This is a genomic window from Pseudomonas sp. 2hn, from assembly GCF_019646095.1.
GTDB lineage: Bacteria > Pseudomonadota > Gammaproteobacteria > Pseudomonadales > Pseudomonadaceae > Aquipseudomonas > Aquipseudomonas peradeniyensis.
On the sequence record NZ_CP081016.1, the window covers coordinates 3979204 to 4001755 of the forward strand.

General features: G+C 64.9%; 26 protein-coding genes and 1 pseudogene. 14 read left to right on the top strand and 13 right to left on the bottom strand.

The annotated features are described in order from the left end of the window. Together K2O50_RS17910 and K2O50_RS26940 are read right to left on the bottom strand one after the other, a co-directional pair. Window positions 1-1263 (bottom strand): methyl-accepting chemotaxis protein, encoded by a 1263-nt coding sequence (locus K2O50_RS17910; RefSeq protein ID WP_409077830.1) that lies wholly within the window; start codon window positions 1261-1263, stop codon window positions 1-3. A 21-nt stretch (window positions 1264-1284) separates the two neighbouring features. Next, window positions 1285-1599, bottom strand: a pseudogene (locus K2O50_RS26940) (PAS domain-containing protein); the annotation flags it as partial. A gap of 243 nt (window positions 1600-1842) precedes the next feature. On the opposite strand from K2O50_RS26940, the gene K2O50_RS17915 reads away from it, so the two are divergent. The 5 genes from K2O50_RS17915 to K2O50_RS17935 all read left to right on the top strand — a co-directional run bounded on the left by K2O50_RS17915 (window position 1843) and on the right by K2O50_RS17935 (window position 6226). Then, a complete protein-coding gene (locus K2O50_RS17915; protein ID WP_050705038.1) occupies window positions 1843-2157 on the top strand; it encodes a helix-turn-helix domain-containing protein in 315 nt (104 codons plus the stop codon). 209 nt (window positions 2158-2366) lie between these two features. After that, window positions 2367-3677, top strand: a complete 1311-nt coding sequence (locus K2O50_RS17920; RefSeq protein ID WP_050705037.1) for a C4-dicarboxylate transporter DctA — start codon at window positions 2367-2369, stop codon at window positions 3675-3677. Between the two features lie 70 nt (window positions 3678-3747). Then, a complete protein-coding gene (locus tag K2O50_RS17925; RefSeq protein ID WP_050705036.1) occupies window positions 3748-4449 on the top strand; it encodes a FadR/GntR family transcriptional regulator in 702 nt (233 codons plus the stop codon). Between the two features lie 19 nt (window positions 4450-4468). Next, window positions 4469-5173 (top strand): GntR family transcriptional regulator, encoded by a 705-nt coding sequence (locus K2O50_RS17930; RefSeq protein ID WP_050705035.1) that lies wholly within the window; start codon window positions 4469-4471, stop codon window positions 5171-5173. A gap of 195 nt (window positions 5174-5368) precedes the next feature. Further along, complete coding sequence (locus K2O50_RS17935) at window positions 5369-6226, top strand: lectin MOA-related protein (protein ID WP_050705034.1); 858 nt, start codon at window positions 5369-5371, stop codon at window positions 6224-6226. Between the two features lie 6 nt (window positions 6227-6232). Here K2O50_RS17935 and K2O50_RS17940 read toward each other — a convergent pair whose 3' ends face one another. Beyond that, window positions 6233-6817 carry an isochorismatase family protein gene (locus K2O50_RS17940; protein ID WP_050705033.1) on the bottom strand — a complete coding sequence of 195 codons (585 nt, stop codon included), beginning with the start codon at window positions 6815-6817 and terminating at the stop codon, window positions 6233-6235. Window positions 6818-6916: 99 nt separating this feature from the next. Between K2O50_RS17940 and K2O50_RS17945 the strand changes: the two genes are divergently transcribed. Both K2O50_RS17945 and K2O50_RS17950 read left to right on the top strand, forming a co-directional pair. After that, on the top strand, window positions 6917-7360 hold the full coding sequence (locus K2O50_RS17945) for a GNAT family N-acetyltransferase (RefSeq protein WP_050705032.1): 444 nt from the start codon (window positions 6917-6919) through the stop codon (window positions 7358-7360). 190 nt (window positions 7361-7550) lie between these two features. Next, window positions 7551-8528, top strand: a complete 978-nt coding sequence (locus K2O50_RS17950; protein ID WP_050705031.1) for a hypothetical protein — start codon at window positions 7551-7553, stop codon at window positions 8526-8528. A gap of 143 nt (window positions 8529-8671) precedes the next feature. On the opposite strand, the gene K2O50_RS17955 is transcribed toward K2O50_RS17950, so the two are convergent. After that, on the bottom strand, window positions 8672-9100 hold the full coding sequence (locus K2O50_RS17955) for a PACE efflux transporter (protein WP_050705030.1): 429 nt from the start codon (window positions 9098-9100) through the stop codon (window positions 8672-8674). 100 nt (window positions 9101-9200) lie between these two features. Here K2O50_RS17955 and K2O50_RS17960 point away from each other — a divergent pair, with 100 nt between their 5' ends. Both K2O50_RS17960 and mcpA read left to right on the top strand, forming a co-directional pair. Continuing rightward, entirely contained in the window at window positions 9201-10094 is an 894-nt protein-coding gene (locus K2O50_RS17960; protein ID WP_050705029.1) for a LysR family transcriptional regulator, read from the top strand. A gap of 135 nt (window positions 10095-10229) precedes the next feature. After that, window positions 10230-12116 carry a methyl-accepting chemotaxis protein McpA gene (mcpA, locus tag K2O50_RS17965; protein WP_028692685.1) on the top strand — a complete coding sequence of 629 codons (1887 nt, stop codon included), beginning with the start codon at window positions 10230-10232 and terminating at the stop codon, window positions 12114-12116. Window positions 12117-12158: 42 nt separating this feature from the next. Here mcpA and K2O50_RS17970 read toward each other — a convergent pair whose 3' ends face one another. From K2O50_RS17970 to K2O50_RS17980, 3 genes are all read right to left on the bottom strand, one after another. Further along, window positions 12159-13223, bottom strand: coding sequence for a hypothetical protein (locus K2O50_RS17970; RefSeq protein ID WP_050705028.1), 1065 nt, complete (start codon window positions 13221-13223; stop codon window positions 12159-12161). Between the two features lie 104 nt (window positions 13224-13327). Next, entirely contained in the window at window positions 13328-13708 is a 381-nt protein-coding gene (locus K2O50_RS17975) for a RidA family protein (RefSeq protein WP_050705027.1), read from the bottom strand. A 12-nt stretch (window positions 13709-13720) separates the two neighbouring features. Then, the gene (locus K2O50_RS17980) at window positions 13721-14857 is read right to left on the bottom strand and encodes an FAD-binding oxidoreductase (RefSeq protein ID WP_050705026.1); all 1137 of its coding nucleotides are present in this window, start codon (window positions 14855-14857) and stop codon (window positions 13721-13723) included. Between the two features lie 113 nt (window positions 14858-14970). On the opposite strand from K2O50_RS17980, the gene K2O50_RS17985 reads away from it, so the two are divergent. The 3 genes from K2O50_RS17985 (at window position 14971) to K2O50_RS17995 (ending at window position 17299) form a co-directional block, all read left to right on the top strand. Continuing rightward, on the top strand, window positions 14971-15573 hold the full coding sequence (locus K2O50_RS17985; RefSeq protein WP_050705025.1) for a helix-turn-helix domain-containing protein: 603 nt from the start codon (window positions 14971-14973) through the stop codon (window positions 15571-15573). A 320-nt stretch (window positions 15574-15893) separates the two neighbouring features. Beyond that, window positions 15894-16301: a hypothetical protein gene (locus tag K2O50_RS17990; protein ID WP_156329611.1), complete on the top strand. Its 408-nt coding sequence runs from the start codon at window positions 15894-15896 to the stop codon at window positions 16299-16301. Window positions 16302-16513: 212 nt separating this feature from the next. Then, a complete protein-coding gene (locus K2O50_RS17995; RefSeq protein ID WP_050705024.1) occupies window positions 16514-17299 on the top strand; it encodes a sulfite exporter TauE/SafE family protein in 786 nt (261 codons plus the stop codon). 142 nt (window positions 17300-17441) lie between these two features. Here the strand turns inward: K2O50_RS17995 and K2O50_RS18000 are convergent, their stop codons facing one another. Together K2O50_RS18000 and K2O50_RS18005 are read right to left on the bottom strand one after the other, a co-directional pair. After that, window positions 17442-18491: a DUF1176 domain-containing protein gene (locus tag K2O50_RS18000; RefSeq protein ID WP_050705023.1), complete on the bottom strand. Its 1050-nt coding sequence runs from the start codon at window positions 18489-18491 to the stop codon at window positions 17442-17444. Between the two features lie 30 nt (window positions 18492-18521). Continuing rightward, the gene (locus K2O50_RS18005) at window positions 18522-19562 is read right to left on the bottom strand and encodes a DUF1176 domain-containing protein (RefSeq protein WP_052896420.1); all 1041 of its coding nucleotides are present in this window, start codon (window positions 19560-19562) and stop codon (window positions 18522-18524) included. Between the two features lie 150 nt (window positions 19563-19712). Between K2O50_RS18005 and K2O50_RS18010 the strand changes: the two genes are divergently transcribed. Then, window positions 19713-20285: a biliverdin-producing heme oxygenase gene (locus K2O50_RS18010; RefSeq protein ID WP_050705099.1), complete on the top strand. Its 573-nt coding sequence runs from the start codon at window positions 19713-19715 to the stop codon at window positions 20283-20285. An 18-nt stretch (window positions 20286-20303) separates the two neighbouring features. On the opposite strand, the gene K2O50_RS18015 is transcribed toward K2O50_RS18010, so the two are convergent. From K2O50_RS18015 to K2O50_RS18025, 3 genes are all read right to left on the bottom strand, one after another. Further along, window positions 20304-20675 carry a hypothetical protein gene (locus K2O50_RS18015; RefSeq protein WP_050705021.1) on the bottom strand — a complete coding sequence of 124 codons (372 nt, stop codon included), beginning with the start codon at window positions 20673-20675 and terminating at the stop codon, window positions 20304-20306. A gap of 130 nt (window positions 20676-20805) precedes the next feature. Then, window positions 20806-21225 (bottom strand): type II toxin-antitoxin system YafO family toxin, encoded by a 420-nt coding sequence (locus tag K2O50_RS18020; RefSeq protein WP_082337704.1) that lies wholly within the window; start codon window positions 21223-21225, stop codon window positions 20806-20808. Between the two features lie 6 nt (window positions 21226-21231). Further along, window positions 21232-21390: a hypothetical protein gene (locus K2O50_RS18025; RefSeq protein WP_156177521.1), complete on the bottom strand. Its 159-nt coding sequence runs from the start codon at window positions 21388-21390 to the stop codon at window positions 21232-21234. Window positions 21391-21590: 200 nt separating this feature from the next. On the opposite strand from K2O50_RS18025, the gene K2O50_RS18030 reads away from it, so the two are divergent. Then, window positions 21591-22040, top strand: a complete 450-nt coding sequence (locus K2O50_RS18030) for a GNAT family N-acetyltransferase (protein WP_050705019.1) — start codon at window positions 21591-21593, stop codon at window positions 22038-22040. Between the two features lie 48 nt (window positions 22041-22088). Here K2O50_RS18030 and K2O50_RS18035 read toward each other — a convergent pair whose 3' ends face one another. After that, a complete protein-coding gene (locus K2O50_RS18035) occupies window positions 22089-22376 on the bottom strand; it encodes a hypothetical protein (RefSeq protein WP_050705018.1) in 288 nt (95 codons plus the stop codon). Window positions 22377-22552 lie beyond the last annotated feature (176 nt).

Below are 22552 nucleotides of genomic sequence, written 5' to 3' on the forward strand. Positions count from 1 at the left end.
CTAGCGGTTGAAGCGCTCCACCAGGGCGCGCAGCCCGGCGCACACTTGCTCCAGTTCCGCGCCGCGCACAGCCGCGGCATTGGCGCGGCGGGCACTTTGCTGCACCGTGCCGGCCACGCCGTTGATCTGCCGCGAGACATCCTCGGCCACGCTGGACTGCTCCTGCGAGGCCGCGGCCATCTGCTGGCTCATGTCGCTGATGCGCTGCACCGCGTGCTGGATGCCCTGCAGGGCCTCCCGGGTCAGGGCGACCTGGGTCACGCCCTGCTGCGCGCCTTCCAGGCCCTGGCTGGCGATGCTCACCGCCTGCTCTGCACCGCCGCGCAGGCTGTCGATGATCGACTGGATATGCAGGGTCGACTGGCGGGTCTTGTCGGCCAGGGCGCGGACCTCGTCGGCGACCACCGCGAAGCCGCGCCCCTGCTCGCCGGCGCGGGCCGCTTCGATGGCGGCGTTGAGCGCCAGCAGGTTGGTCTGCTCGGCGATGGCGCGGATCATTCCGGCTGCCTCGGCAATGGCACCGGTCTGACCGGCCAGATCGTTGACCGCCTGGTTGATCTGCCCGACCGTGCCGGCCAGGCTCTGGATCGCCGCGCCGCTGGCGTCGGCCACCTGGCTGCCCTGCCCGGCCAGCAGGTGCGCGGTGTGCGCCTGCTCGGCGGTCAGTTGCACGTGGCCGGCGACCTCGCCGATGGAGGCGGCCATCTCGGTCATGGCGGTGGCGGTGAGGTCAGTCTCGGCTCGCTGTTCGAGCAGCGCCGACTCGGTACTGCGCGACAAGCGCCCGGCATCCTGGGCGGCGCCAGCCATCTGCACGGCGAGGTCGCTCAGGCGGGTGAGCGCGGTCTTCAGACGCGCCTCCTCGCTGACCAGGATCAGCTCCAGCTGCCCGGCGGCACCGGGCAGGTCGCTATAGGTCAAGGCCGCGACCGGGTCGCTGAAGGTGTTGTCCGCAACCTGAACGATGCGCCGCAAGTGGCGCCCCATGCGGCTCTGCGCCCACAGGCCGACGCCGGCGAACAGCGCCAGGGTCAGGCCTTGGGCGGGCAGGTCCGGCAATACCTGACCGGCGCCAATGGCCACGGCCCCCGCCAGCAGCGGCAGCGCCATGGCCCGCCCCAGCAGGGCCAGGCGCCGAGTCGGCGACAGCGCCGCCTTGCCTTCACGCAGCCGGGCGTACAGGGCTTCGGCGCGGGCCACCTGCTCGCGGGTCGGACGCACGCGCACCGACTCGTAGCCGACCACCTGGCCGTTGTCGAGCATCGGCGTGACGTAGGCGTTGACCCAATAGAAGTTGCCGTTGCGACAGCGGTTCTTGACGATGCCCATCCAGCTGCGGCCAGCCTTGAGGTACTGCCACATCAGCTCGAACACCGCCTCGGGCATGTCCGGGTGACGCACCAGGTTGTGCGGGCTGCCGATCAGCTCGTCCTGGCTGTAGCCGCTGATGGCGGCGAATTCGGCGTTGCAGTAGGTGATCAGGCTGGCCGTGTCGGTCGCCGAAATGAGCCGCTGGTGCTCGGGAAAGCTTTGCTCGACCGGATTGACCGGCAGGTTCTGACGCACGATGAGACTCCGTTCATACACGGCCCGACGCATGGCCTGACAGGAGGCCAGGGGCGCCGGAACCGTTCATCCTGGATCAGTTCCAATGTCCGACAACGCTTGCACACGAGCCGGCAAATGGCCGGATCGCCCTGGACGACAACTTGAATGACTGATCAATCAAAGCGGCGAATTCTACGAATTCCATCACATTTTGCAAATAAAGGTGACGAATCATGGCGTTGCGCCATATCGACATATATCGTTAAGTGCTTGATTCTAAATGGGAATTGAGCGATGACGAGAACAGGTCTAGGTCCAGCCCTGCGCCGCTACCGCAAACTGGCGGGCCTCACTCAGGCGCAACTGGGCGAGCGAACCGGCTTCGACCCCAAGACCATCAGCCGTTTCGAAACCGGTACCTACTACCCCAGCATCGAGTCGTTGGTAAGCTTCGCCGAGGCCCTGGGAGTCAAGCCGAAAGTGTTCTTCAGCGATCCCGACGACGAAGACGAACAGCGCGCCTACCTCTTCGGCGTGATCCACAACGCCCCTCCCAAGGACCTCGGCAAATTGATCGCCGCCGTCGATCAGGTGCTTTCCAAGCCCTGAAATCCCCCCACGCACCACACTAGAGCAGAAGCCTCTTCACTGCACCACAACTGGTCAGACCGGTAAGGCCGAAATCACTTGCAAAGTGAAAAAAATCGGCGTTTTATGGCTTGGCAGTGAACAAACCGGTAAGACCACAATAATTAAGTCCTGCGCTCTTTCGCTCCGTGTGGCTTGGGGGGCAAGGACACCGACCAGAGACTCCTCCCATGCTCAAATGGTGTTCGCGTTCGATCTTCCTCCAGGTTGTGCTCGGCCTTGCCCTCGGCATTGTCTGCGGCCTGAGCTTCCCCGACCTGTCCCTGCAACTCAAACCCCTGGGCGACGGCTTCATCAAGCTGATCAAGATGCTCATCGGCCTGATCGTGTTCTGCGTGGTGGTCAGCGGTATTTCCGGCGCCGGCGACCTGAAGAAGGTCGGACGCATCGGCCTGAAGTCGGTGATCTACTTCGAAGTGCTGACCACCCTGGCCCTGGTGATCGGCCTGGTGTTCGCCTTCTCCACCGGCATCGGCAGCGGCGCCAACATCCACCTCGACCAGTTGTCCAGCGCCGACGCCGGCGCCCTGGCCGAGCGCGGCGCGCACATCCACAACACCACCACCTTCCTGATGGACCTGATCCCCACCTCGGTGGTGGGCGCCTTCGCCGACAACAACATCCTCCAGGTGCTGCTGTTCTCGGTGCTGTTCGGCAGCGCGCTGAACCTGGTGGGCGAGTCGGCCTCGGGCATTTCGCGGCTGATCAACGAACTCAGCCACGTGATCTTCCGCATCATGGGCATGATCGTGCGCCTGGCCCCGATCGGCGTGTTCGGCGCCATCGCCTTCACCACCAGCAAATACGGCCTGAGCTCGCTGCAGCACCTGGGCGGCCTGGTGGCGCTGTTCTACCTGACCTGCGCCGGCTTCGTGCTGATCATCCTCGGCACGGTGATGCGCCTGTCGGGCCTGAGGCTGCTGCCGCTCATCAAGTACCTGCGCGAGGAGCTGTCCATCGTCCTCGGCACCGCCTCCTCCGACGCCGTGCTGCCCCAGGTGATGCGCAAGCTCGAGCACCTCGGCATCGGCAGCTCCACCGTCGGCCTGGTGATCCCCACCGGCTACTCGTTCAACCTCGATGGCTTCTCCATCTACCTGACCCTGGCCATCGTGTTCATCGCCAACGCCACCGGCACGCCGCTGGCGATGACCGACCTGCTGACCATTCTTCTGGTGTCGCTGGTGACTTCCAAGGGTGCCCACGGCATCCCAGGCTCGGCCCTGGTGATCCTGGCCGCCACCCTGACCGCGGTACCGGCGATTCCGGTGGTGGGCCTGGTGCTGGTGCTGGCCGTGGACTGGTTCATGGGCATCGGCCGGGCGCTGACCAACCTCATCGGCAACTGCGTCGCCACCGTGGCCATCGCCCGCTGGGAGAAGGACATCGACCTGGAGCGCGCCCATAACGTGCTGGCCAACAAGCCTGGCTTCGCCCCGATCACCCGCAAGCAGGGCCAACCCCATCAACAGGAATTCTAAGCCCAAGGCCGACGGCGCCCAGCGCCGGCCGGCCAAGCGCAAAGATGCCGCGTCAACCAAGGAGCGAACCGTGATCAGCTCTTCGACCGTAGTCAATTCAGTGGTGGAGAAACTCCGCCAGGCCCTGGCCCGCGGCCAGTGGCGCAGCGGCGACATGCTGCCCGGCCAGCGCGAGCTGGCCGAACAACTGGGGATAAGCCGACCAAGCCTGCGCGAGGCGGTGATCGTCCTGGAAACCCTGGGCCTGGTGCGCTCGATGCCCGGCAAGGGCGTACTGGTGCTGGATGCCGACGCCGCCCAGGCGCAGGAAGCGGACACCGTCGCCGAGGCCAGCCTGGCCGACGTGCTGGAGCTGCGCTACACCCTCGAGCCCTTCATCGCCGGGCTGGTGGCGCAATCGGCCGGCAGCCAGGACATCGGCCAGCTGCGCCTGACCCTGATGGACATGCGCGAAGCCCTCGAGGCCGGTGACAGCGAGGCCGGCATCAACGCCTACATCACTTTCCACGAAGCGCTGTTCGCCCTGACCACCAACCCGATCTTCCAGAGCGTGGTGCAGCAGACCGGCAATGCCCTCAAGCAGAGCGCCGCCATGCTGCGCAACTCCCCCGAGCACCTGGCCGCACGCCTGAGCGAAAACGAGGCGGTGGTGCGCGCGATCCGCGAGCGCAACAGCGCCAAGGCCAGCCAGCAGATGCGCCAGCACATCCTCGCCGAAGGCCAGCGCATGGGCATCGCCCTGAACATCCCGGACGACCAACCAGGCACCTGAACAAAGAAGGAGAGCGACCATGACCGCCTGCGCCCAAGCCGCCCCCCGCCTGCCTGCCCTGCTCGGTGCCGGCGAGACCCGCCTGTCGGCGGAGCAGATCTACCCCCGGCTGTTCGACGCCATCCTCGAACAGCGCCTGCCACCCGGCAGCGCCCTGCCCGAGCAGGCGCTGGGCAATGCCTTCGGCGTCAGCCGCACGGTGATCCGCCGGGTGCTCGGGCGTCTGTCCGACCAGCAGGTGGTGGTGCAGCGCCCCAGCCATACCGCGCACCTGGCCGCGCCCGACCCCGAGCAGGCGCGCCAGGTGCTCAGCGCCCGGCGCCTGGCCGAGACCACATTGATCGGCCTGGCCACCCAGCGCGCCCGACCGGCGCAGATCCGCCAACTGCGCCAGCTGGTCGAGCGCGAGCGCCAGCACCATGAGCGCGGCGAACGCTGCACGGCGATCCGCCTGGGCGGCGAGTTTCACATGAAGCTGGCGCAGATGGCCGCCAACGCGCCGCTGGCACGTTTTCTCAACGGCCTGGTGCCGATGACCTCGCTGATCATCGCCCGCTATGAGTCACCGTACTGCGAGCACTGCGCGTGGCAGGAGCACGCGGCGATCATCGATGCAGTGGAAAGTGGCGACGGCCAGACCGCCCTGAGCCTGATGCACGAGCACCTGGATCGCCTGGAGGACAAGCTGGAACTGGACGGGCCCAAGGGAAGCCGTGCCGTATGATCGTGCGGCGGGATCCGGGCGAGACTCCAGGGCATCCCGACATCCCGTCGGGCTTGTCCAGCCGAAGGTGCCATGAACACAACTGCAACCCTTGCCCAATCAGTCAGCCATTCACCCGATCGCATTCCCACGGCCCCGCCGGAGGCCGCGCCAACGCCAAGACCAAGCCCGGCGGGTGGTGAACTCAGCGCGGCAATGTCGCTGGACACACTGGCCAGTGACGAGTCGTATGTACTGTTCGACGAACACGGGCGAGTCCTGTGCGCCCAGCAGCAAGGATCCTGGGGCTGGGCCTACCTGGGCGACTTCGACACCTACAACTCGGATGTGCTCTACATCGCCGTGTCGGCCACTGGCCACAGGCGCCTAGCCACACTGGACGTCTCGGCGAACGATCGCCCCTGGAGCCTTTACGCCAATGGTCCCATCGGCAGGGACCCTTGGCTGTTCGCCTCCGGCCAAAACTGGCCAGGCTATCCGCGCATCAAGCTGTGCCCCGTCAGCCACGGCAACGACGCCCAGCAATTCACCCTGCAGGTCGAAATCGACGGTGACCGCAAAGCCTTCAAGGCCGGCAACAGCACCTGGGACTGGCTGTACCTGGCAAGCCCCGCAAAGGAACCCACGCGTTTCACCCTGCATCGTTACCATATCACCGGCCAACGCCTGTTCGACCTCATCAAGACGACCTGGCCGACGGTTGCCGCCGACGCGCTTTGTGAAGCCGACAGCGCTTACCAGGCCATCTCGTCATACCACGCCAGGCAAATCTGGCAAGACACGGGCCTTGGCCGTTGCCGCTGGCGCAGCGAAAGCTTCGACTGCGATGACTTCGCCTTCGTCTACAAAGGCCAGGCCTCACTCGACGCCTACCACGGCAATGCAACTTACCCCTACGCCGTGGGCTGGATTGCTGGCACGTGCGGCGACGAGGCGCACGCGGTGAACCTGTTCCTGGACCTGGATGGCCATCTCAAGACCCTGGAGCCTCAGACCGGCGAGATCATGCTGGCGCAAGACTGGCCCTATGCGCCGTACCAGGTGCTGATCTGAGACCTGTCACGTTCCACCTGCTGCATCGACCGGGCTGAACGCCACCGAGTCGACGCCAGGCAGGATCAGCACTTCGTCCCCCAGCGACCATTCCGCCGCCCGCGCCGCCAGGGCGGCGGGCACACCCGGCGAGCCGCCTGGGCCGGGCGGCACGTCGTAGGTGGCGTGGGCGTCGTGCGCCAACAACACCTCGAAACCCCGTTGCAGCGCGGCGCGCGCGGTGGCGGCCAGGCACATTTCAGAGAGCAGGCCGCACAGGGCCAGGCACTGGACACCCAGCTCATCCAGCAAGGCCTGCAGCCTGGTCTCGACAAAGCCGTCATCCTCGGTCTTGAACAGCACGTGCTCACCCCGGCCCGCCGGAAAATACAGCTGCCAGCCCGCTGTGTGCGGGGCGTCCGGGCTGTCGGGCGCGCCGTCGTTCTGCAGGAAGATCACCGGCACGCCAGCCTGCCGTGCCCGCGCCAGCAAGCGGGCGATGCTTGCCTGCAGGGCGAGGTGACCGGGGACGGCGTTGGCCCCTTCCATGAACGCGCATTGCACGTCCACCAGCAACAGGGCCTCGGCCCGGGGGATCGGTTCAGCGGGCATGCGGCGCTCCACGGCGAGAGATGAAAGGCCGAGCATAGCGCAGCCCCAAGGCGCGCCGTACCATGACCGCCGATTCATCACAGTGCCTTGGAGGCCAACATGAAACACGCTATCGCGCCGGTGGGCGCGGAACATTTCGATCGGCTGGCCGATCTGTGGGAAGCCTCGGTACGGGCGACCCATGACTTTCTTCCCGATGGCTACATCGAACGTTTGCGGCCGCTGGTGCGCGAGCAGTACCTGGGGTTTGTCGAACTGCGTGCCTGGCGCGACAGCGACGGCCATATCCAGGGGTTTGCCGGGGTGCATGACGGCAAGCTGGAAATGCTCTTCATCGACCCCGCCTGCCGCGGCCAGGGCATCGGCAAGGCGCTGCTGGCCACTGTGGTCGAGGAGTTGGACGTGCGTGAGGTGGACGTCAATGAACAGAACCCGCAGGCGGTGGGGTTCTACCTGAAACAGGGGTTCGTCCAGGTCGGCCGTTCCGAGGTGGATGGCCAGGGCGATCCGTATCCATTGCTGCACTTGAAGCTGGAGGGGTGAGCATGTCATTCACGCCTGCAAAGGGGGCCGCTTTGCGGCCCATCGCGGGACGAGCCCGCTCCTACAGGTATTGTGCAGTACCTGTAGGAGCGGGCTTGCCCCGCGATGAGGCCTTCAAGACAAACCTATACTTCGGATAACCACCCAGCCTCTCGCCAAGGGGGCAATCCGCGTGAAATCAATCCTCGTGATGTTTGCGCTCTGCCTCCTGCTGGCCCTCGCCGGCTGCGCCGGCAAACGCCCCACGGCCCCACCGCCACCGCAGAACCTGCCCCCCGCCGTCTGGCAACGCATCGACCAGGAAATCATCGAGGCCTCGGTCGCTGCCGCAGGCTCGGCCAACGACTACGCCCGACGCTCCATGCGCGTGTGGAAAGAGCAGGTGCAACAACGCACCGAGAACGACTTCATCCCCTGGTTCACCGGCTACTGGACCCAACAATGGCTCACGCTCAAGGTGGCCTGGTACACGATGAACAGCGGCAACGGCAACGAGCCGCCGGAAAAGCGCCTGGGCTTGTATCTGCAGGCACAATACCGCGAACGGGTGATCGACCCGGTGGCCGAGCAGATCAACCCCGAGGGCATCCGCGACCGCGCCAGCGAGCTTTACCTGCAACTGCTCGGCCAGCAGCTACCGGCGATCATCCAGCGCTACAACGCGCCGCCCGAGCAGTTCAGTCAGCGCCTGAATCGCATCCCGATCATCGCCCTGGGGCCGCCGGACGCACGCAACGCCTCGCTCTACCAACTGCTGCGGGCCAAGTCGCTGGACCAGCAACCGGCCTGGCAGTCGCTGCGCCAGCACCTGCACCAGCAGGCCGCCAAGGGCCCCGGGCAGACCGAGGCGGGGCTGTCGTCGGTGGCCACCCAGGCCAGCGAAAAACTCGGCGCCACCCTGGCCCCGCGCGGCGCTGCCAGCGCGATCGCGGCGGCGGTGGGCAAGGCGGCGGGGGCGTTGATCTCGGTGGCGGCAACCGGCTACGGCATCATCACCCATGACCGCGAGCAGCCGCAGATGGTCGAGCAGCTGCGGGTGATCCTCAATGTGGCGCTGAACCAGGAATGGCAGGAGCTGATGGAGAACCGCCAGAGCGGGGCCATGGCCGGGGTGTATTACCTGTCGGGGCAGGTGGAGGACAGTTTGCTGGGTTACCGAACGCCATGATCTGCAGGCAACGCACCCCCTGTAGGAGCGGCCTTGTGCCGCGAAAGGGGCGCGAAGCGGCCCCTGGATTTCAGCATTTATTCATAGATCGCCGGGGCTGCTTCGCAGCCCTATCGCGGCACAAGGCCGCTCCTACAAAAGGCTCACGCTGTCGCCAACGCCGAGTTCGGCAGCCCAAAGATCCGGTCGAACGCCCAGTTGTAGACGAACGTGTAGCACGGCACCAGGATAATGAACGCCAGGTCCACCAACAGTGCCTCCAGCAGGGTCATGTCCAGCCACCAGGCGATAAGCGGGATCAGGTACACCACCAGGGTCAGCTGGAAGCCGATGGCATGCGCCACCCGCCGGCCCAGGCTGCGGCCGCGCTTGGCCTGGCGGCTCTCCCAGCGTTCGAACAAGGTGTTGTAGATGAGATTCCAGAGCATGGCGATGGTGGTGATCATTACCGCCAGGGGGCCGGTGTGCGAGGCCTGGGTGTCGGACAGGTAGGCCAGGCCCAGGGTCGACATGCACAGGCCGATCAGTTCATAGAAGGTCACGTAGACCAGTTTGCGTTTGAGTCCTTGCACGGGATTACCTTGCTGCGGGTATGACGAAGGCGCGCAGAATGCATCAACACACTTGACAGAAAAAGTCGGCAGCCTTCAGATTTACTGAAAGGAGACTGCCATGAACTTTTCCAGCGACACCATCCTGCTGTTTCTCGCCGTGCTCGACCGCGGCTCGTTTTCCGCCGCCGCGCGGGCCCTCGGGCGCGTGCCCTCGGCGGTGAGCATGGCCATCGGCAACCTCGAGGCGGAACTCGGCTACCCGTTGTTCGAGCGCGGCTCGCGCGAAGCACGCCCGACCGCCCAGGCCCAGGCCCTGGAACCCCATGCCCGGCTGATCGCCGAACAGCTTGGGCTGCTGGAGGTGCACGCGCTGGAGCTGTCGCGCGGGCTGGAAAGCAGCCTGGCCATCGCCGTGGTCCCGGACATCGACCAGCGCCCGCTGCTCGACGCCATCACCCGCCTTGGCGAGCGCTATCCGCTGCTGGACATCGAACTGCTCGCCGCGCCTCAGGAAGAGGCCCTGCAGTTGCTCGACAGCGGTCGCGCCGGCCTGTGCCTGGCCTTCGCCGGGTTGCAGGTGGACCCGCGGCGCAGCTTCCAGCACATCGCCATGGAATCGCTGGTGGCCACGCTGTCGCCGCAGCACCCCGCCCTGCGCGAAGGGCGCATCCGTCACCTTGAAGACTTGGTCAACCTGCGCCAGATCCTGGTACGCAGCCGCGACCTGCCGCTGTCCGACCCACGCTCGCTGATCGGCACCTCGCACTGGCGCACCGACAGCCTGGACCTCGCCGTGCAGATGGTCGAGGCGGGCCTGGGCTGGGGCGATTTGCCCCTGTCGCGGGTTGCGCCGCTGATCGACGCCGGGCGCCTGGTGCGACTGGAATTCCACAATACCCGCAACGAACTGCAACTGCCGGTGAATGCCTTCTGGCTCAAGCAGCAACCCCTCGGTCAGGCGGCCAGAGCGCTGGTTGGCTTGCTGGCATCGAAACAACTTGTCACCCACTGAAGGCGATTCGGCCAAGCATTGCGACATTTAGTCTTTCAACATTTTTCAGACTCGGCCGATAGCGTTGCAACAGGCTCCGCCATTCGTGCCACAAGCACGCGGCGCCCTCCTTTCACTGGCTCAAGGTCTCGAAACATGAACCTGAAATTCCGCCACAAGATCCTGCTCAGTGCCTGCGCCGTCGTCGTACTGGCCTTTGCGCTGTTCACCCTCTACAACGACTACCTGCAACGCAACACCATCCGCCAGAACATCGAGTCCTCGGTGCGCCAGGCCGGCGCGCAGACCGCCAGCAGTGTGCAGAACTGGATGAGCGGACGCATCCTGGTGCTGGAGAACCTGGCCCAGGACATCGCCCAGCAGGGTGCCGGCAGCAACGTGCCGGGCCTGGTCGACCAACCGTCGTACACCAGCAACTTCCAGTTCACCTACTTCGGCCAGAACACCGGCCTGTTCACCCAGCGCCCCGACGCCAAGATGCCCGATGGCTACGACCCGCGTCAGCGCCCCTGGTACACCCAGGCCGTGGCCGCCAACCAGACCATGCTGACCCCGCCCTACATGGCGGCGGTAGGTGGCCTGGTGGTGACCATCGCCATGCCGGTCAAGGCCAAGGGCAGCGGCGAGCTGATCGGCGTGGTCGGCGGTGACCTGAGCCTGAACACCCTGGTCGACATCATCAACGCCGTCGACTTCGGCGGCATCGGCCACGCCTTCCTGGTCGACCGCAATGGCCAGGTGATCGTCAGCCCGGACAAGGACCGGGTGATGAAGAACCTCAAGGACATCTACCCGGGCTCGCCGCTGCGCGTGGAAACCGGCATCCAGGAAGTGAGCCTGGATGGCAAGGAACGCATCATCTCCTTCGCCCCGGTCGACGGCCTGCCGTCGGCGCAGTGGTACATCGGCCTGTCGATCGACAAAGAAAAGGCCTACGCCCCGCTGAGCCAGTTCCGCACTTCGGCCATCATCGCCATGCTCATCGCCGTGGCCGTCATCGCCGGCCTGCTCGGCCTGCTGATCCCGGTGCTGATGCGCCCGCTGACCACCATGGGCCGCGCCATGCAGGACATCGCCGAAGGCGAAGGTGATCTGACCCGCCGCCTGACTGTCGAGCAGAAGGACGAGTTCGGCGAGCTGGCCATCTCGTTCAACCGTTTCGTCGAGCGTATCCACGCCTCGATCAGCGAAGTGTCCTCGGCCACCCGCCTGGTGCATGACCTGTCGGAAAAGGTCGTGGTCGCCTCCAACGCCTCGCTCACTGGCTCCGAAGAGCAGAGCATGCGCACCAACAGCGTCGCTGCCGCCATCAACGAACTGGGCGCCGCCACCCAGGAAATCGCCCGCAACGCCGCCGATGCCTCGCAACACGCCAGTGGCGCCAGCGAACAGGCCAACGGTGGCCGCCAGGTGGTCGAAGAGGCCATCAGCGCCATGACCGCCCTGTCCGAGCGCATCAGCGAGTCCTGCGAGCAGATCGAGACCCTCAACGCCAGCACCGACGAGATCGGCAAGATCCTCGACGTGATCAAGGGCATCTCCCAGCAGACCAACCTGCTGGCGCTCAACGCCGCCATCGAGGCCGCCCGTGCCGGTGAGGCCGGCCGTGGCTTCGCCGTGGTCGCCGACGAAGTGCGCAACCTGGCCCACCGCACCCAGGAGTCGGCCGAAGAGATCCACCGCATGATCACCAGCCTGCAGGTCGGCTCGCGCGAGGCGGTGCACACCATGAACACCAGCCAGGTCTCCAGCGAAGAGACCGTGCAGGTGGCCAACGAGGCCGGCGAGCGCCTGGCCAGCGTCACCCAGCGCATCGGCGAGATCGACGGCATGAACCAGTCGGTGGCCACCGCCACCGAAGAGCAGACCGCCGTGGTCGAAAGCCTGAACCTGGACATCACCCAGATCAACGCGCTGAACCAGCAAGGGGTGGAGAACCTCAACGAAACCCTGCGCCACTGCGACGCCCTGAGCCAGCAGGCCGGGCGCCTGAAGCAACTGGTCGGCAGCTTCCGCATCTGACCTGCCGCCCGCTCCCGCATGCACTGCGGGGGCGGGCTTGCCTCAGGCCACCGCCACCTTAGCCCCCCTGCCCCGCCGTAACCATCCCACCAGCACCGCCGCCATCAGCACGAATCCCAGGTAGCCGAACAGCGGATACACCTGCCCGACCAGGCTGATGAACCCCACCAGGCTGCAGACGTACCCTACCCCACCGGCCGCCACCGCTCCCCAGCGGAACTTCACCGTGCCCGCCGGCAACAGCCGCGACAGGAACGAGAACAGCGTCCCCACCGCCGTGTTGACGATCATCCCGAAGATGATCAGGCACATCACCAGCCCCAGCAGCGGCGACACTTCGCCAGCGATCGACAGCATCGGCATCGGCAGCGCGGCCACGCTGTCCAGGCGCGACAGCAGCCCCGCGCTCATCACCAGCATCAACCCGCCGAGCGCCGCGCCGCCCAGCAGGCCGCCGACCACGGCGACCCGCCCGTTACGCGCCGAGCCGCCGAGGATTGCCAGGATCGGCGCCCCGGCAACGATGTTGTAGGAGACATACAGGAACGCCCCAAGCAACCAGTGATGGGTGCCCGCCTCCTGCTGGCTGGCCACCTGGTCGAGCGCCGCGAAACTTAAGCTGCGGGTGCACACCGCATACAGCGCGATGGCCGAGGCCACCAGGATCAGCAATGGAGTGATCGCGCCAATGGCCACCATCACCTTCTGCACATCCAGGCAGACGATGGCCACCACCAGCACGGTGACCAGCACGCTGCCGGCCAGCGCCGGGATGCCGAACTGCTGTTCGAGCAGCGCGCCGCCACCGGCGAGCATGACCACGGTCACGCCGAACATGAAGAAGGTGATGAGCCAGTCGACCAGCACGCCCAGGTGGCGACCGCAGATGGCCTGTATCACCGCCTTGTGCGAGGTGGCCTGGAGGCGGTTGCCCAGCCCCGCCAGGGCCATGCCGAGGAACGTGAACAACGCGGCGCTGACCAGCGCGCCGACCAGGCCCCAGACGCCGAAATCGACGAAGAACAACAGCAGTTCCCGCCCGGACGCGAAGCCCGCCCCCACGATCACGCCGACGAATGCGCCGGCGATCTTCAGCTGCCCTTGCATGTGCACCTCTGGTTTTTATTGTTGTGTCGGGTCGTAGCAGGTTGTCGTGGCAGCGGGCTTGCCCCGCGATACAGCCATCGCGGGGCAAGCCCGCTGCCACGGTGTCAGTTGTCCTGACCGAGGTAGGCCTGCACCTCGATCTCGACATCCACGCCCAGCGCCAGTGCCGAGGCCACCGTCGAACGCACCGGCAGCGCCGCGCCGAAGAACTCCTTGTAGACCTCGTTGAAACCGGCGAAATGGCTCATGTCCGACAGCCACACGGTGCACTTCACCACCTGGTCGAAGCGCGCGCCGCACGCCGCCAGGCTCTCGGCGATACGCTCGCAGGCCGCCCGGGTCTGTGCCTGGATATCGCCACGCACCACCTCACCGCCCGGGCTCATCGGCACCTGCCCGGACAGGAACAGGAAACCCCCGGCCTTCACTGCGCGGGAAAAGGGAAACGGCAGGCTGCTGGGGAAACGCTGGATTTCATTGCTCATGGGATGCTCCATTCAGGGTTGGATGAAACGGGCCGGGGACAGCCGTGCTGGCTCGACCCCCTGGCTGACAAGGCTGGCGCACAGCGGTAGGCCCAGCAACAGGTCGGCCGCCAGGCGCGAGGCCCCGGCGGCGGACTGGATACCATAGCCGCCCTGGGCCGCCAGCCAGAAGAACGCGGGTGAAACCGGGTCGAAGCCGATCACCAGGTCGCCATCGGCGACGAACGAACGCAGCCCCGCCCAGCTGTGGCTGGGCCGGCGGATCTCGAGGGTCGTCATCGCTTCGATGTTGTAGATCCCCAGCGCCAGGTCCAGCTCTTCGGGCGCCGCGTCCTGGGGTTCGACCGGGTCGGCGTTGGCGGGCGAGCCCAGCAGTTGGCCGGCGTCGGGCTTGAAGTAGAAGCTCTCGTCGACACCGATCACCGCCGGCCAGCGGGCGAAGTCGTGCTGCGCAGGGCCGGGGAAGGTGAACGCGCTGCGTCGACACGGCTGCAGGCCGACCTTGCCGACCCCGCACTGCCCCGCCACCTGATCGGCCCAGGCGCCGGCGGCATTGACCAGCAGCCGCGCACGCAGGCGGCTGCCGTCGGCCAGCTCGACATGCCACAGGTCATCCCGATAGTACGCCTGCACCAGCTCGGCATTGCAGCGCAGCTCGCCACCGGCCTGGCGCAGGCCGCGCAGGAAGCCCTGGTGCAGGGCGTGCACATCGAGGTCCATCGCCCCGGTCTCGTGCACGGCGCCGGCCAGCAGTTCGCCGCGCAGGCTCGGCACCAGTTCGAGCGCCGCCGCGCTGTCGAGCAGGCTGACGGCGGTGCCATTGGCCAGGTTCTGGGCGTAGGTGCTTTCCAGCAGATCGTGCTGCTCATGGCTGGCGACATACAGGCAACCGCGGGGTTCTAGCAGCGGGTGTTCACAGAAGCCCGCCGGCGGCTGCTCGTAGAACGCCCGGCTGGCGCGGGTCAGGGCCTGGATCTGCGGGGTGCCGTAGGCCTCCATGAACATCGCCGCCGAGCGCCCGGTGGCGTGATAGCCCGGCTGCGCCTCGCGCTCGAGCAGCAGCACCTGGCGCTGGCCGGCCAGGCGGTAACCCAGGGAGGCGCCAGCGATGCCGGCACCGATGATCAGAATGTCGTGGACCTGTCCCATGCACGCTCCTCCGGCGCTAATTATCATTTGTGAGAATTCTAATATATGAGAATTTAGGATTGCGCAAGGCGCCAAGGTAAGATGCCCGACCAAAGCACAGCCCGAGAGCCCCGATGCCCGACGTCCCCTCCACCCGCCCCCCGCTCGACCGCAGTGAAGTCGGCGCGCGCCTGCGCCAGGTGCGCAAGGCCAGGCAGATGACGCTCAAGCAGCTGTCGGCGCTCAGCGGCGTGCCGCTGTCCACGCTGTCGAAAATGGAGCTGGCGCAGGTCTCTGTAAGCTATGAAAAACTGGCCGCCGCCGCCCGCGCCCTGAACCTGGACATTGCCCAGCTGTTCCGCGCCAGCGGCCCGGTGGGCGCACCGCAGCCGGCCACCGTGGTGGTCGATTCGCTGGCAACGGTGGCGGGCTATTCCACCGGCACCTACGACTACTACCCGATCGCCGGCGCCTTCCCCGAGCGGCGCATGACCCCGGCCTATGCCCGCATCATCGCCCGTGAACGCGGCCAGTTCGACGATTTTATCCGCCACCCCGGCCAGGAGTTCGCCATGGTCATCAGCGGACGCGTGCGTATCGAGTTCGAGACCGGCGAAACGGTCAGTATCGGCCCGCAGGAGACGGCGTATTTCGACAGCCAGGTGGGGCATATATACCTGTCGGAGAGCGAGGATGGCGGCGATGCGCAGGTGATGGTGGTGATGACCGATCGTTAGTGCAGTTCCTCTGAAATCCCCCTGTCGTCGACAACCCAAGGAAAGGTCAACACGAATGACGCAGGTGATGGTACCTCGACCGTATGGCGCCATCAGCCTCCAACCGAAGATGTGTTGAACCGTTTGTAATACTTATGGTGTTAGTCAGATCCGCCGCTACCCTACCTAGTAATTTTATCAGGTTACAACTTGGGACAATTACGCGACTATCGCCTGGCGGCCATAAGAAACCACAAGAGCAGAACGGTCAATAGATGCCTCCCGAGTGAAGATGAAGACTCTTGTATTTAGACCGTTCGGAAAACCCCAGGAGAAGAATCATGTCAGAAGCTGTCACCAGCAGGAAAAATCTGCCAGAAGGGCAATACAGCCCGATGCCGGAACTCGGAAAATTCACCCGAGATTTCATCATGGCACATGAGGTCGCATTTATCGCACCTCCATACCCAAATCTAAAGGTGGGTGATAAATTAAAGCTCCGCCAGGTTCAAATTAGCAGAAGCAATCACGAAGAAGGAAACGAATCCGAGGTTCCTCAAACATTATTCGAATTCGAGCACATCGTTACGAGTAGCGATGTAGGCAAGGAATGGAAAGTCATTATCCCAAAACATAATCTGCTCGCAGGAAGTCACGTCGGCCATGGACATTCCGTGTGGTCTGTCAATGGTATGGAAGAAAGCACTTCCGGCCCCCATGTCATCTTCGATACTCGGGGAGACTCCTAATCACCTCACATGAATAAACGCCGCATTGCACCCTTGGCCTACGAGTTCGCTTCACGCTGGCGACATCGACCACTCGGGCACCACTGGGAAGCACGCTCGGGCTTGTTTCGGTCATCGGTTATAACCTAATAACCAACAAGTCTATTTGGCTATAAAAAAACCTATATGCTGGCATGCATCCGATCACGGGCAAGCTGGGCGTCGAGTAGCGTATGGATGTAGGTTCTTTCGGTTTCACCATTGCGGGCCTGGTTGTGGGCTTCATCGTCGGCATGACCGGCGTCGGCGGCGGTTCGCTGATGACCCCGATCCTGCTGTGGTTCGGCATCAACCCGGCCACCGCCGTGGGCACCGACCTGCTCTACGCCGCCATCACCAAGGCCAGTGGCGTCTGGGTGCATGGCCGCAACAAGAACATCGACTGGAAGATCACCGGCTGGCTGAGCCTGGGCAGCGTCCCGGCCGCCGCGCTGACCCTGTGGTTCCTCAGCACCCTGCACGCCGACACCTCCGCGCTCAACGCCATCATCAAGCAAGGCCTGGCGGTGGTGCTGATCCTCACCGCCCTGGCAATCCTGTTCAAGTCGCGCCTGCAGGCCTTCGCCAGCAAGCATGCCGGCGATCACTACCACCTCAGCGACCGCACCCTGAACATCCTCACCGTGATCACCGGCGTGGTGCTGGGCGTGATGGTCACCCTCACCTCCATCGGCGCTGGCGCGCTGGGGACCGTGGCGCTGTTCCTGCTGTATCCGTTCCTGGTCACCCGCCGCCTGGTCGGCACCGAGATCGCCCACGCCGTGCCGCTGACCCTGGTGGCGGGCCTGGGTCATGCCGGCATGGGCAACATGGACTGGTCGCTGTTGGGCTACCTGCTACTGGGCTCGTTGCCGGGGATCTACCTGGGCAGCCACCTGACCGGGCGCATCTCCGACCGCGTGCTGCGGCCTTGCCTGGCGACCATGCTGTTGCTGATCGGCTACAAGCTGGCGTTCTGAACCGTCCCTCAGACCCTGTAGGAGCGGCCTTGTGCCGCGAAAGGGCTGCGCAGCGGCCCCAGGATTTCAGCGTTGACGCAAAGATCGCCGGGGCCGCTTCGCGCCCCTTTCGCGGCACAAGGCCGCTCCTACAGGGAACGCGTCAACCACGGCGCCATAGCACCGGCCAGAACTCCGGTTTCACATACCCACAGCGATCCAGCCGGGCCACGCGCTCCAGGCGCATGCGCTCACCGTCATAGCGCCATTGCTGGACCAGCCCGCAACCACGCTCCAACAGGCTTTTATCAGTGGCCTGCAATTGGCCACTTTGCGGATCGAACGCAACATGACCACTGAGCAGCGGCGCCAGTAACGGCATCGGGGTCTCGAACGCTATCTTGTTGATCTGGTAAGGGGCGGTGCGGGACACCCGATACAGGTAATTGGCGCAGAACTCGCCACTGCACCCGACATTGAGAATGACCAGGGCGCTGTCAGCGTCAAGCGGGTACACCTCATAGTGGCTGAAGCTGAGGCCCGGCACATCACCCTCGACATCCGCCTGGTGCTTCACCGTCCTGCCGATTTCATGAGCCTGCTCGTCGTTCATGCCCGGCGCGGCGACGAACCGTGGCAACGCCGCCGCGACAGGAGCGTCAGGCACCTCGGCAGCCGGGGCGTCACCCACCCGCACCAGCGCATCGACATGCCCTACCCGCCCCTGGACCGCATCGATGGCCAGCAACGCGCCACTGATCCCCTGCAACGACGCGACCAGCTCGCCATCCTCGGTCAACGAACTCAGGCGATTGCCGTTGCGTATCTGACGGATCAGCGCCAGAGCCGCATCGCCTTCGAGCTGCAGGTCGAAATCGTACTCACCTTGGATCCGCCGCCATTGAGCCGGCAGTTCCTGGCCATCGAGCAGCACCTGGTCGGCAAACGCCGGCCCGACACGCAGCGTCAGCTCGAGCTTGCCCTGCGGCCCCGCCTCGCGCCGGACGATGGTCTGCAGGCCGCTCATCAGCTCGTCGTCGATGGCCAGCAGCGCGGTGCAGGCACGGGTGTTGTCGCAGCCGACCGCCCAGTCCTTGACCTGCCGGTACAGCGGCACCGCTTCGAGCGCTGCCTGGGTGCTTTCAGCCTGCGCGGCCAGTGGCGCCACGAGCACCAGCAGCAGTGCCGCACGATGGTGTTTCATCCATTGCATGGGGTTGCCCCTGACGTCCCTTTCACGTTTTCAGCCTTCGCTGCGCCATAGTACCGGCCAACTGTCAGTGCCCACTTCGGCGCATCGGTCCATCCGCGCCAACCTGACCAGGCGCATGCGCATGCCGTCGTAGCGCCAGCTTTCCTCGACCCCGCAACTGCCGGGATAGTCGTCCTTGGCATAGCTGTGGAGCTCGCCCTTTTTGGGGTAGAACTCGATGGCGTCGCGCATCCGGCTGATCAGTACCGGGCTGGACGGTGCCTCGAACTCCAGCGGCCCAAGGGCATAAGGCGCCTTGCGCGACACCTTGTACAACGCGTAGAGGCAATGGAAATCGTTGCAGTTGTAGCTGAGCAGCGCCAGGGCGTGCTGGTCGTCCAGGGCATGCAGCTCTAGCTTGGGAGCGACATCGTATTCGTTCTTCAGCTGGTCTTCGGCGGCCGCCTTGGCCATCACCACCGGATTGATGCCCGCCAGTTCCTGCTCGCTAAGCGGCGTGGCTGCCACAAAGGCCGGCCCCCGGGGCTTGGCCGGAATGGGCAACTGGGCGTCGGCGACGCTGTCACCGGGTCGCACCAGCGCGCTGTAGTGGCCGACCCGGCCCTGCACCGCATCCATCAGCAGCAAGGCGGCGCTCAGGCCTTGCAGCGAACTCACGCGCTCCCCTGGCCGGGTGTCGTCCACCAGGCGCTGGCCATTGCGCAATTGCCGCAACACGGCATAGGCATCGGCGCCCTCCAGCTCCAGGGTGGTCTCGACGCCGCGGGTCATGCGCCAAGGGGCGACCAGCAGCTGGCCGTCGAGCAGGGGCTCGCCCGACCAGTCGGTGCTGCCCACCAGGGTCAGGTGCAGGTTGCCCCAGGCACCCGCCTCGCGCTGCACCAGCATGCCCACCCGCATTAACTCCGGATGATCGGCCAGCACCGCGGTGCAAAAACGCGTGTTGTCGCAGCCCACCACCCAGTCCTTGATCTCCCGGTACACCGGTACCGGCTCTGGCTCCGCCGCGCCGACCAGGCCCGGTAGCAACGCCAGCCCCAGGGCCAGCCAGTTCCTTGTTGTTGCGCGCATCGTGCTGCATTCCTGTCTTAGCCGTGAAAGCCTCACTCCAGAGGCGGCGCAATGATTCCACAGATCAAATGCCAGGTGCGGAAAATCGGCAGTGGTGGTGGCGCCATGGGATCTGGCAGTATCGGTTGCGTCCTGTTCAGAGCCTGCGTCATGTCCGCTACCGTCAGCCCGCTGTTGCTTGCCTTGCGCGAGGGTACCCGCGCCTGCCACGAAGGGCTGGAGGCGCGCCTGCCGTTTTTCAGCGAAGGCTTCGACCGGACGGCCTATGCGCGCCTGCTTGCGGCTTACCACGGTTTCCATGCGCCGCTGGATACCTTGCTGGCCGGGTACCAGGCCGCCGAACGCAACAAGACACCCGCCTTGTCCCGCGACCTGAGCGCCCTGGCCATCGATGTCGAAGCACTGCCGCTGTGCCACGCCCTGCCTCGCATCGACGATGAAGCCAGTGCACTCGGTGTGATGTATGTACTTGAAGGCTCCACCCTGGGCGGCCAGGTACTCAAGCGAGCCATGGCTGAACGCCTGGGCATCGACGCCGACAGCGGCGGTGCGTTTCTCGACGTCTACGGCGCGCAGACCGGCGCACGCTGGCGCAGCTTCCTCGATCGACTGGCTGGCGCCGAGCAGGAGCCTGCCGCCCAGGCCCAGACGGTAAAGGCAGCGGTCGAGACCTTCACCTGCTTCGAACGATGGCTCGAAGAGCGACGCGTGCTGGTCTGCTGATCCACTGCGCTGGGGTCCTCACTTGCGGCACTTGTTCAACAGCGATGTCACTGTGGGCGTCATGCTGATCGCCGCTGCGCACAAACCACCGCATAACAGTGCGAAACCCAGCGCCCGCAACGGGTGCAGGGTATTGAAGAACGCCAGCACCAACAGCACCAGCAACAGCGCCAAGCCGTAGCGGATTGCCGCCCTTGGAATGGCCACCATCAGCAGGTTGAAGAGCACGAAGGCGTAGAACACCATCATCGTCGCCAAGCCGACGCTGACGCCTCGCGCCATGGGCGGGCCGACATGCTGTCGGTACAGGTCGAAGCCCAGGCCCAAGAGGAAGGGAAACGCCACACAGGCCAATGCGTGCAGCAGGAAACGGGAAAGCAACGGCAACATTCGTCCTTGATCCTGGAGCCGGCCATGGGTTGTGTATGGCCGTAAATGAAGGGGACGAATTTAAGGGGGCAGGCATCCTGGCACAAGCCTTGAAGAACCGGGCCGCACCTGCGGCCCCTCTACCAGAGCGCTAATCTGGCTCATCGTAAGTGACCCGACCCAATGACCAGGGCTCTACGATTTCACTCACGATGTTGCGCAGCAATGAACCCCATCCTTTGCGATTGTGTGCACCGGGTCCCATCAGCCTCAACATCAAGTACTCGTCCAGGTACTCGTCATAGGCATAAATCAGCCAATAGTCGTTTTCGGGCTCATCGACGCGATGTGTCCGACGAAATGGCTCGTCGATTGACGCCCAACGCAGCATGACCGGTTGGGAGGTGGCCAGATGGATATGGTAAAGCTGGAATTTATCTTCAAGTGGTGCGTCCCTGCCAAACGTCTTCGGCTGAATGCCACCGACTTTGTAGGCATGGAAATCGACGTAGAGATCGTACCAATCTTCAAATCCCAGCTTGAACAGCTCAGAGACTTTGACAGACGGCACGGCCCCTCACTTGGTTACAGGCAGCTTTCCATGCTTTTCGACATAATCAAGCAGCGCCTCGCTTGAACGGGCACCCTGTCGAAGAACCTCTTCATCACTTTTGCCGCTTCGCTTTTGCTTGGGAACAAAGGTATTGTCCTGCTTTGCAGGTGCGTATCGAGCCATGACTACCTCCAGTACGCTGATGAGTTGATGCTACGTGCTCGGGGCGCCCGCCTCAAATGTCTTGCGACCATCGGAAGCCCCTGCCCACGCCACAGTCGAAAGCGTAGTCCGCACCAGCGGCCACTGGCCGTGGGATTTGCAACAGATCCTTTCTTCACGCACTGCGCCACACGGTGCACCACCCTCCTGCGAGCCCCGACATGAACGTCATTGCCTGTGATCTGCACCACCTGGACGCCGCCGCGGACCTCTTCAACCAGTACCGGATGTTCTACCAGGAGGCGGATGACCTCCCCGCTTCCCGCGCATTCCTCAAGACCAACCTCGAAACCGGCAACTCGCGTATCTACCTGCTGCTGGACGCCGACGGCCAGGCCATCGCCTTTGCCCAGCTGTACCCGGCCACCTGTTCGCTGGCGATGAAGCGCTTCTACTGGCTGTATGACCTGTTCGTTGCCCCGCACGCCCGCAGGGGCGGTCATGCCCGCTACCTGATGCAGCAACTGACCGAGATTTTCCAGGCCGAGGGCGCGCAGCGGTTGAGCCTGGACACCGCCCGGACCAACCTCGCCGCCCGGGCGCTGTATGAGTCACTGGGGTATGTGGCCGAGCAGGACTTCGTGACCTATCACAAGATGCTCGATCACTGACGGGCAGGTGCAGGGTCGGGCCGCACAGGCGGCCCTCGCTGCCATCGACTAACCCCGCTCTATCCCATCCAGCACAGCCGACGCCAAGGCCAGCCCTTTTTCCAGGGAGTTCTCCGTCGCCACCAGCAGACTGCGCAGTGGTTCGCTGGCTTTCTCCAGGGCCATGGCATTGGTTTCGTAGGCCGCCTGCAAGGCCGCCACCGCGCACACCAGCGCATCCTCGCCATCAATACCGGCATGCACCGAGAACATCGGTGGATGGGCGTCGTGGCAGGTGCCGAAATTGGCGTGGGCCGTGGTGGGGCGGGAGGTTCGAGGGGTCGTATCGAGGGTCATGGGCGAACCTCCCGGGGCAAGATGCGGGGTGGGTCGGGCACGATTTTCAGCATGGTTCAGCACTCCTGTACCGTCATGGGAAAACTGCCTGAATCCGCTTGCACTCGAATAGGTGGCAGCTATACGCAGGTGTGCAAGACCGAGGGTACAGGAACTCGGCAGGCCCAAGGGCCTCC

Bases quoted from the DNA above. Each gene is read 5' to 3' on its own strand.
- K2O50_RS18035 (WP_050705018.1), bottom strand. From the start codon at position 22,376: ATGACCCTCGATACGACCCCTCGAACCTCCCGCCCCACCACGGCCCAC.
- K2O50_RS17940 (WP_050705033.1), bottom strand. From the start codon at position 6,817: ATGCCCGCTGAACCGATCCCCCGGGCCGAGGCCCTGTTGCTGGTGGAC.
- K2O50_RS17990 (WP_156329611.1), top strand. From the start codon at position 15,894: ATGTCAGAAGCTGTCACCAGCAGGAAAAATCTGCCAGAAGGGCAATAC.
- K2O50_RS17970 (WP_050705028.1), bottom strand. From the start codon at position 13,223: ATGCAAGGGCAGCTGAAGATCGCCGGCGCATTCGTCGGCGTGATCGTG.
- K2O50_RS17950 (WP_050705031.1), top strand. From the start codon at position 7,551: ATGTTTGCGCTCTGCCTCCTGCTGGCCCTCGCCGGCTGCGCCGGCAAA.
- K2O50_RS18000 (WP_050705023.1), bottom strand. From the start codon at position 18,491: ATGCAATGGATGAAACACCATCGTGCGGCACTGCTGCTGGTGCTCGTG.
- K2O50_RS18025 (WP_156177521.1), bottom strand. From the start codon at position 21,390: ATGGCTCGATACGCACCTGCAAAGCAGGACAATACCTTTGTTCCCAAG.
- K2O50_RS17945 (WP_050705032.1), top strand. From the start codon at position 6,917: ATGAAACACGCTATCGCGCCGGTGGGCGCGGAACATTTCGATCGGCTG.
- K2O50_RS17985 (WP_050705025.1), top strand. From the start codon at position 14,971: ATGCCCGACGTCCCCTCCACCCGCCCCCCGCTCGACCGCAGTGAAGTC.
- K2O50_RS17935 (WP_050705034.1), top strand. From the start codon at position 5,369: ATGTCGCTGGACACACTGGCCAGTGACGAGTCGTATGTACTGTTCGAC.
- K2O50_RS17915 (WP_050705038.1), top strand. From the start codon at position 1,843: ATGACGAGAACAGGTCTAGGTCCAGCCCTGCGCCGCTACCGCAAACTG.
- K2O50_RS17975 (WP_050705027.1), bottom strand. From the start codon at position 13,708: ATGAGCAATGAAATCCAGCGTTTCCCCAGCAGCCTGCCGTTTCCCTTT.
- K2O50_RS18010 (WP_050705099.1), top strand. From the start codon at position 19,713: ATGTCCGCTACCGTCAGCCCGCTGTTGCTTGCCTTGCGCGAGGGTACC.
- K2O50_RS18030 (WP_050705019.1), top strand. From the start codon at position 21,591: ATGAACGTCATTGCCTGTGATCTGCACCACCTGGACGCCGCCGCGGAC.
- K2O50_RS17930 (WP_050705035.1), top strand. From the start codon at position 4,469: ATGACCGCCTGCGCCCAAGCCGCCCCCCGCCTGCCTGCCCTGCTCGGT.
- mcpA (WP_028692685.1), top strand. From the start codon at position 10,230: ATGAACCTGAAATTCCGCCACAAGATCCTGCTCAGTGCCTGCGCCGTC.
- K2O50_RS18005 (WP_052896420.1), bottom strand. From the start codon at position 19,562: ATGCGCGCAACAACAAGGAACTGGCTGGCCCTGGGGCTGGCGTTGCTA.
- K2O50_RS17995 (WP_050705024.1), top strand. From the start codon at position 16,514: ATGGATGTAGGTTCTTTCGGTTTCACCATTGCGGGCCTGGTTGTGGGC.
- K2O50_RS17960 (WP_050705029.1), top strand. From the start codon at position 9,201: ATGAACTTTTCCAGCGACACCATCCTGCTGTTTCTCGCCGTGCTCGAC.
- K2O50_RS17910 (WP_409077830.1), bottom strand. From the start codon at position 1,263: ATGCTCGACAACGGCCAGGTGGTCGGCTACGAGTCGGTGCGCGTGCGT.
- K2O50_RS17920 (WP_050705037.1), top strand. From the start codon at position 2,367: ATGCTCAAATGGTGTTCGCGTTCGATCTTCCTCCAGGTTGTGCTCGGC.
- K2O50_RS17980 (WP_050705026.1), bottom strand. From the start codon at position 14,857: ATGGGACAGGTCCACGACATTCTGATCATCGGTGCCGGCATCGCTGGC.
- K2O50_RS18015 (WP_050705021.1), bottom strand. From the start codon at position 20,675: ATGTTGCCGTTGCTTTCCCGTTTCCTGCTGCACGCATTGGCCTGTGTG.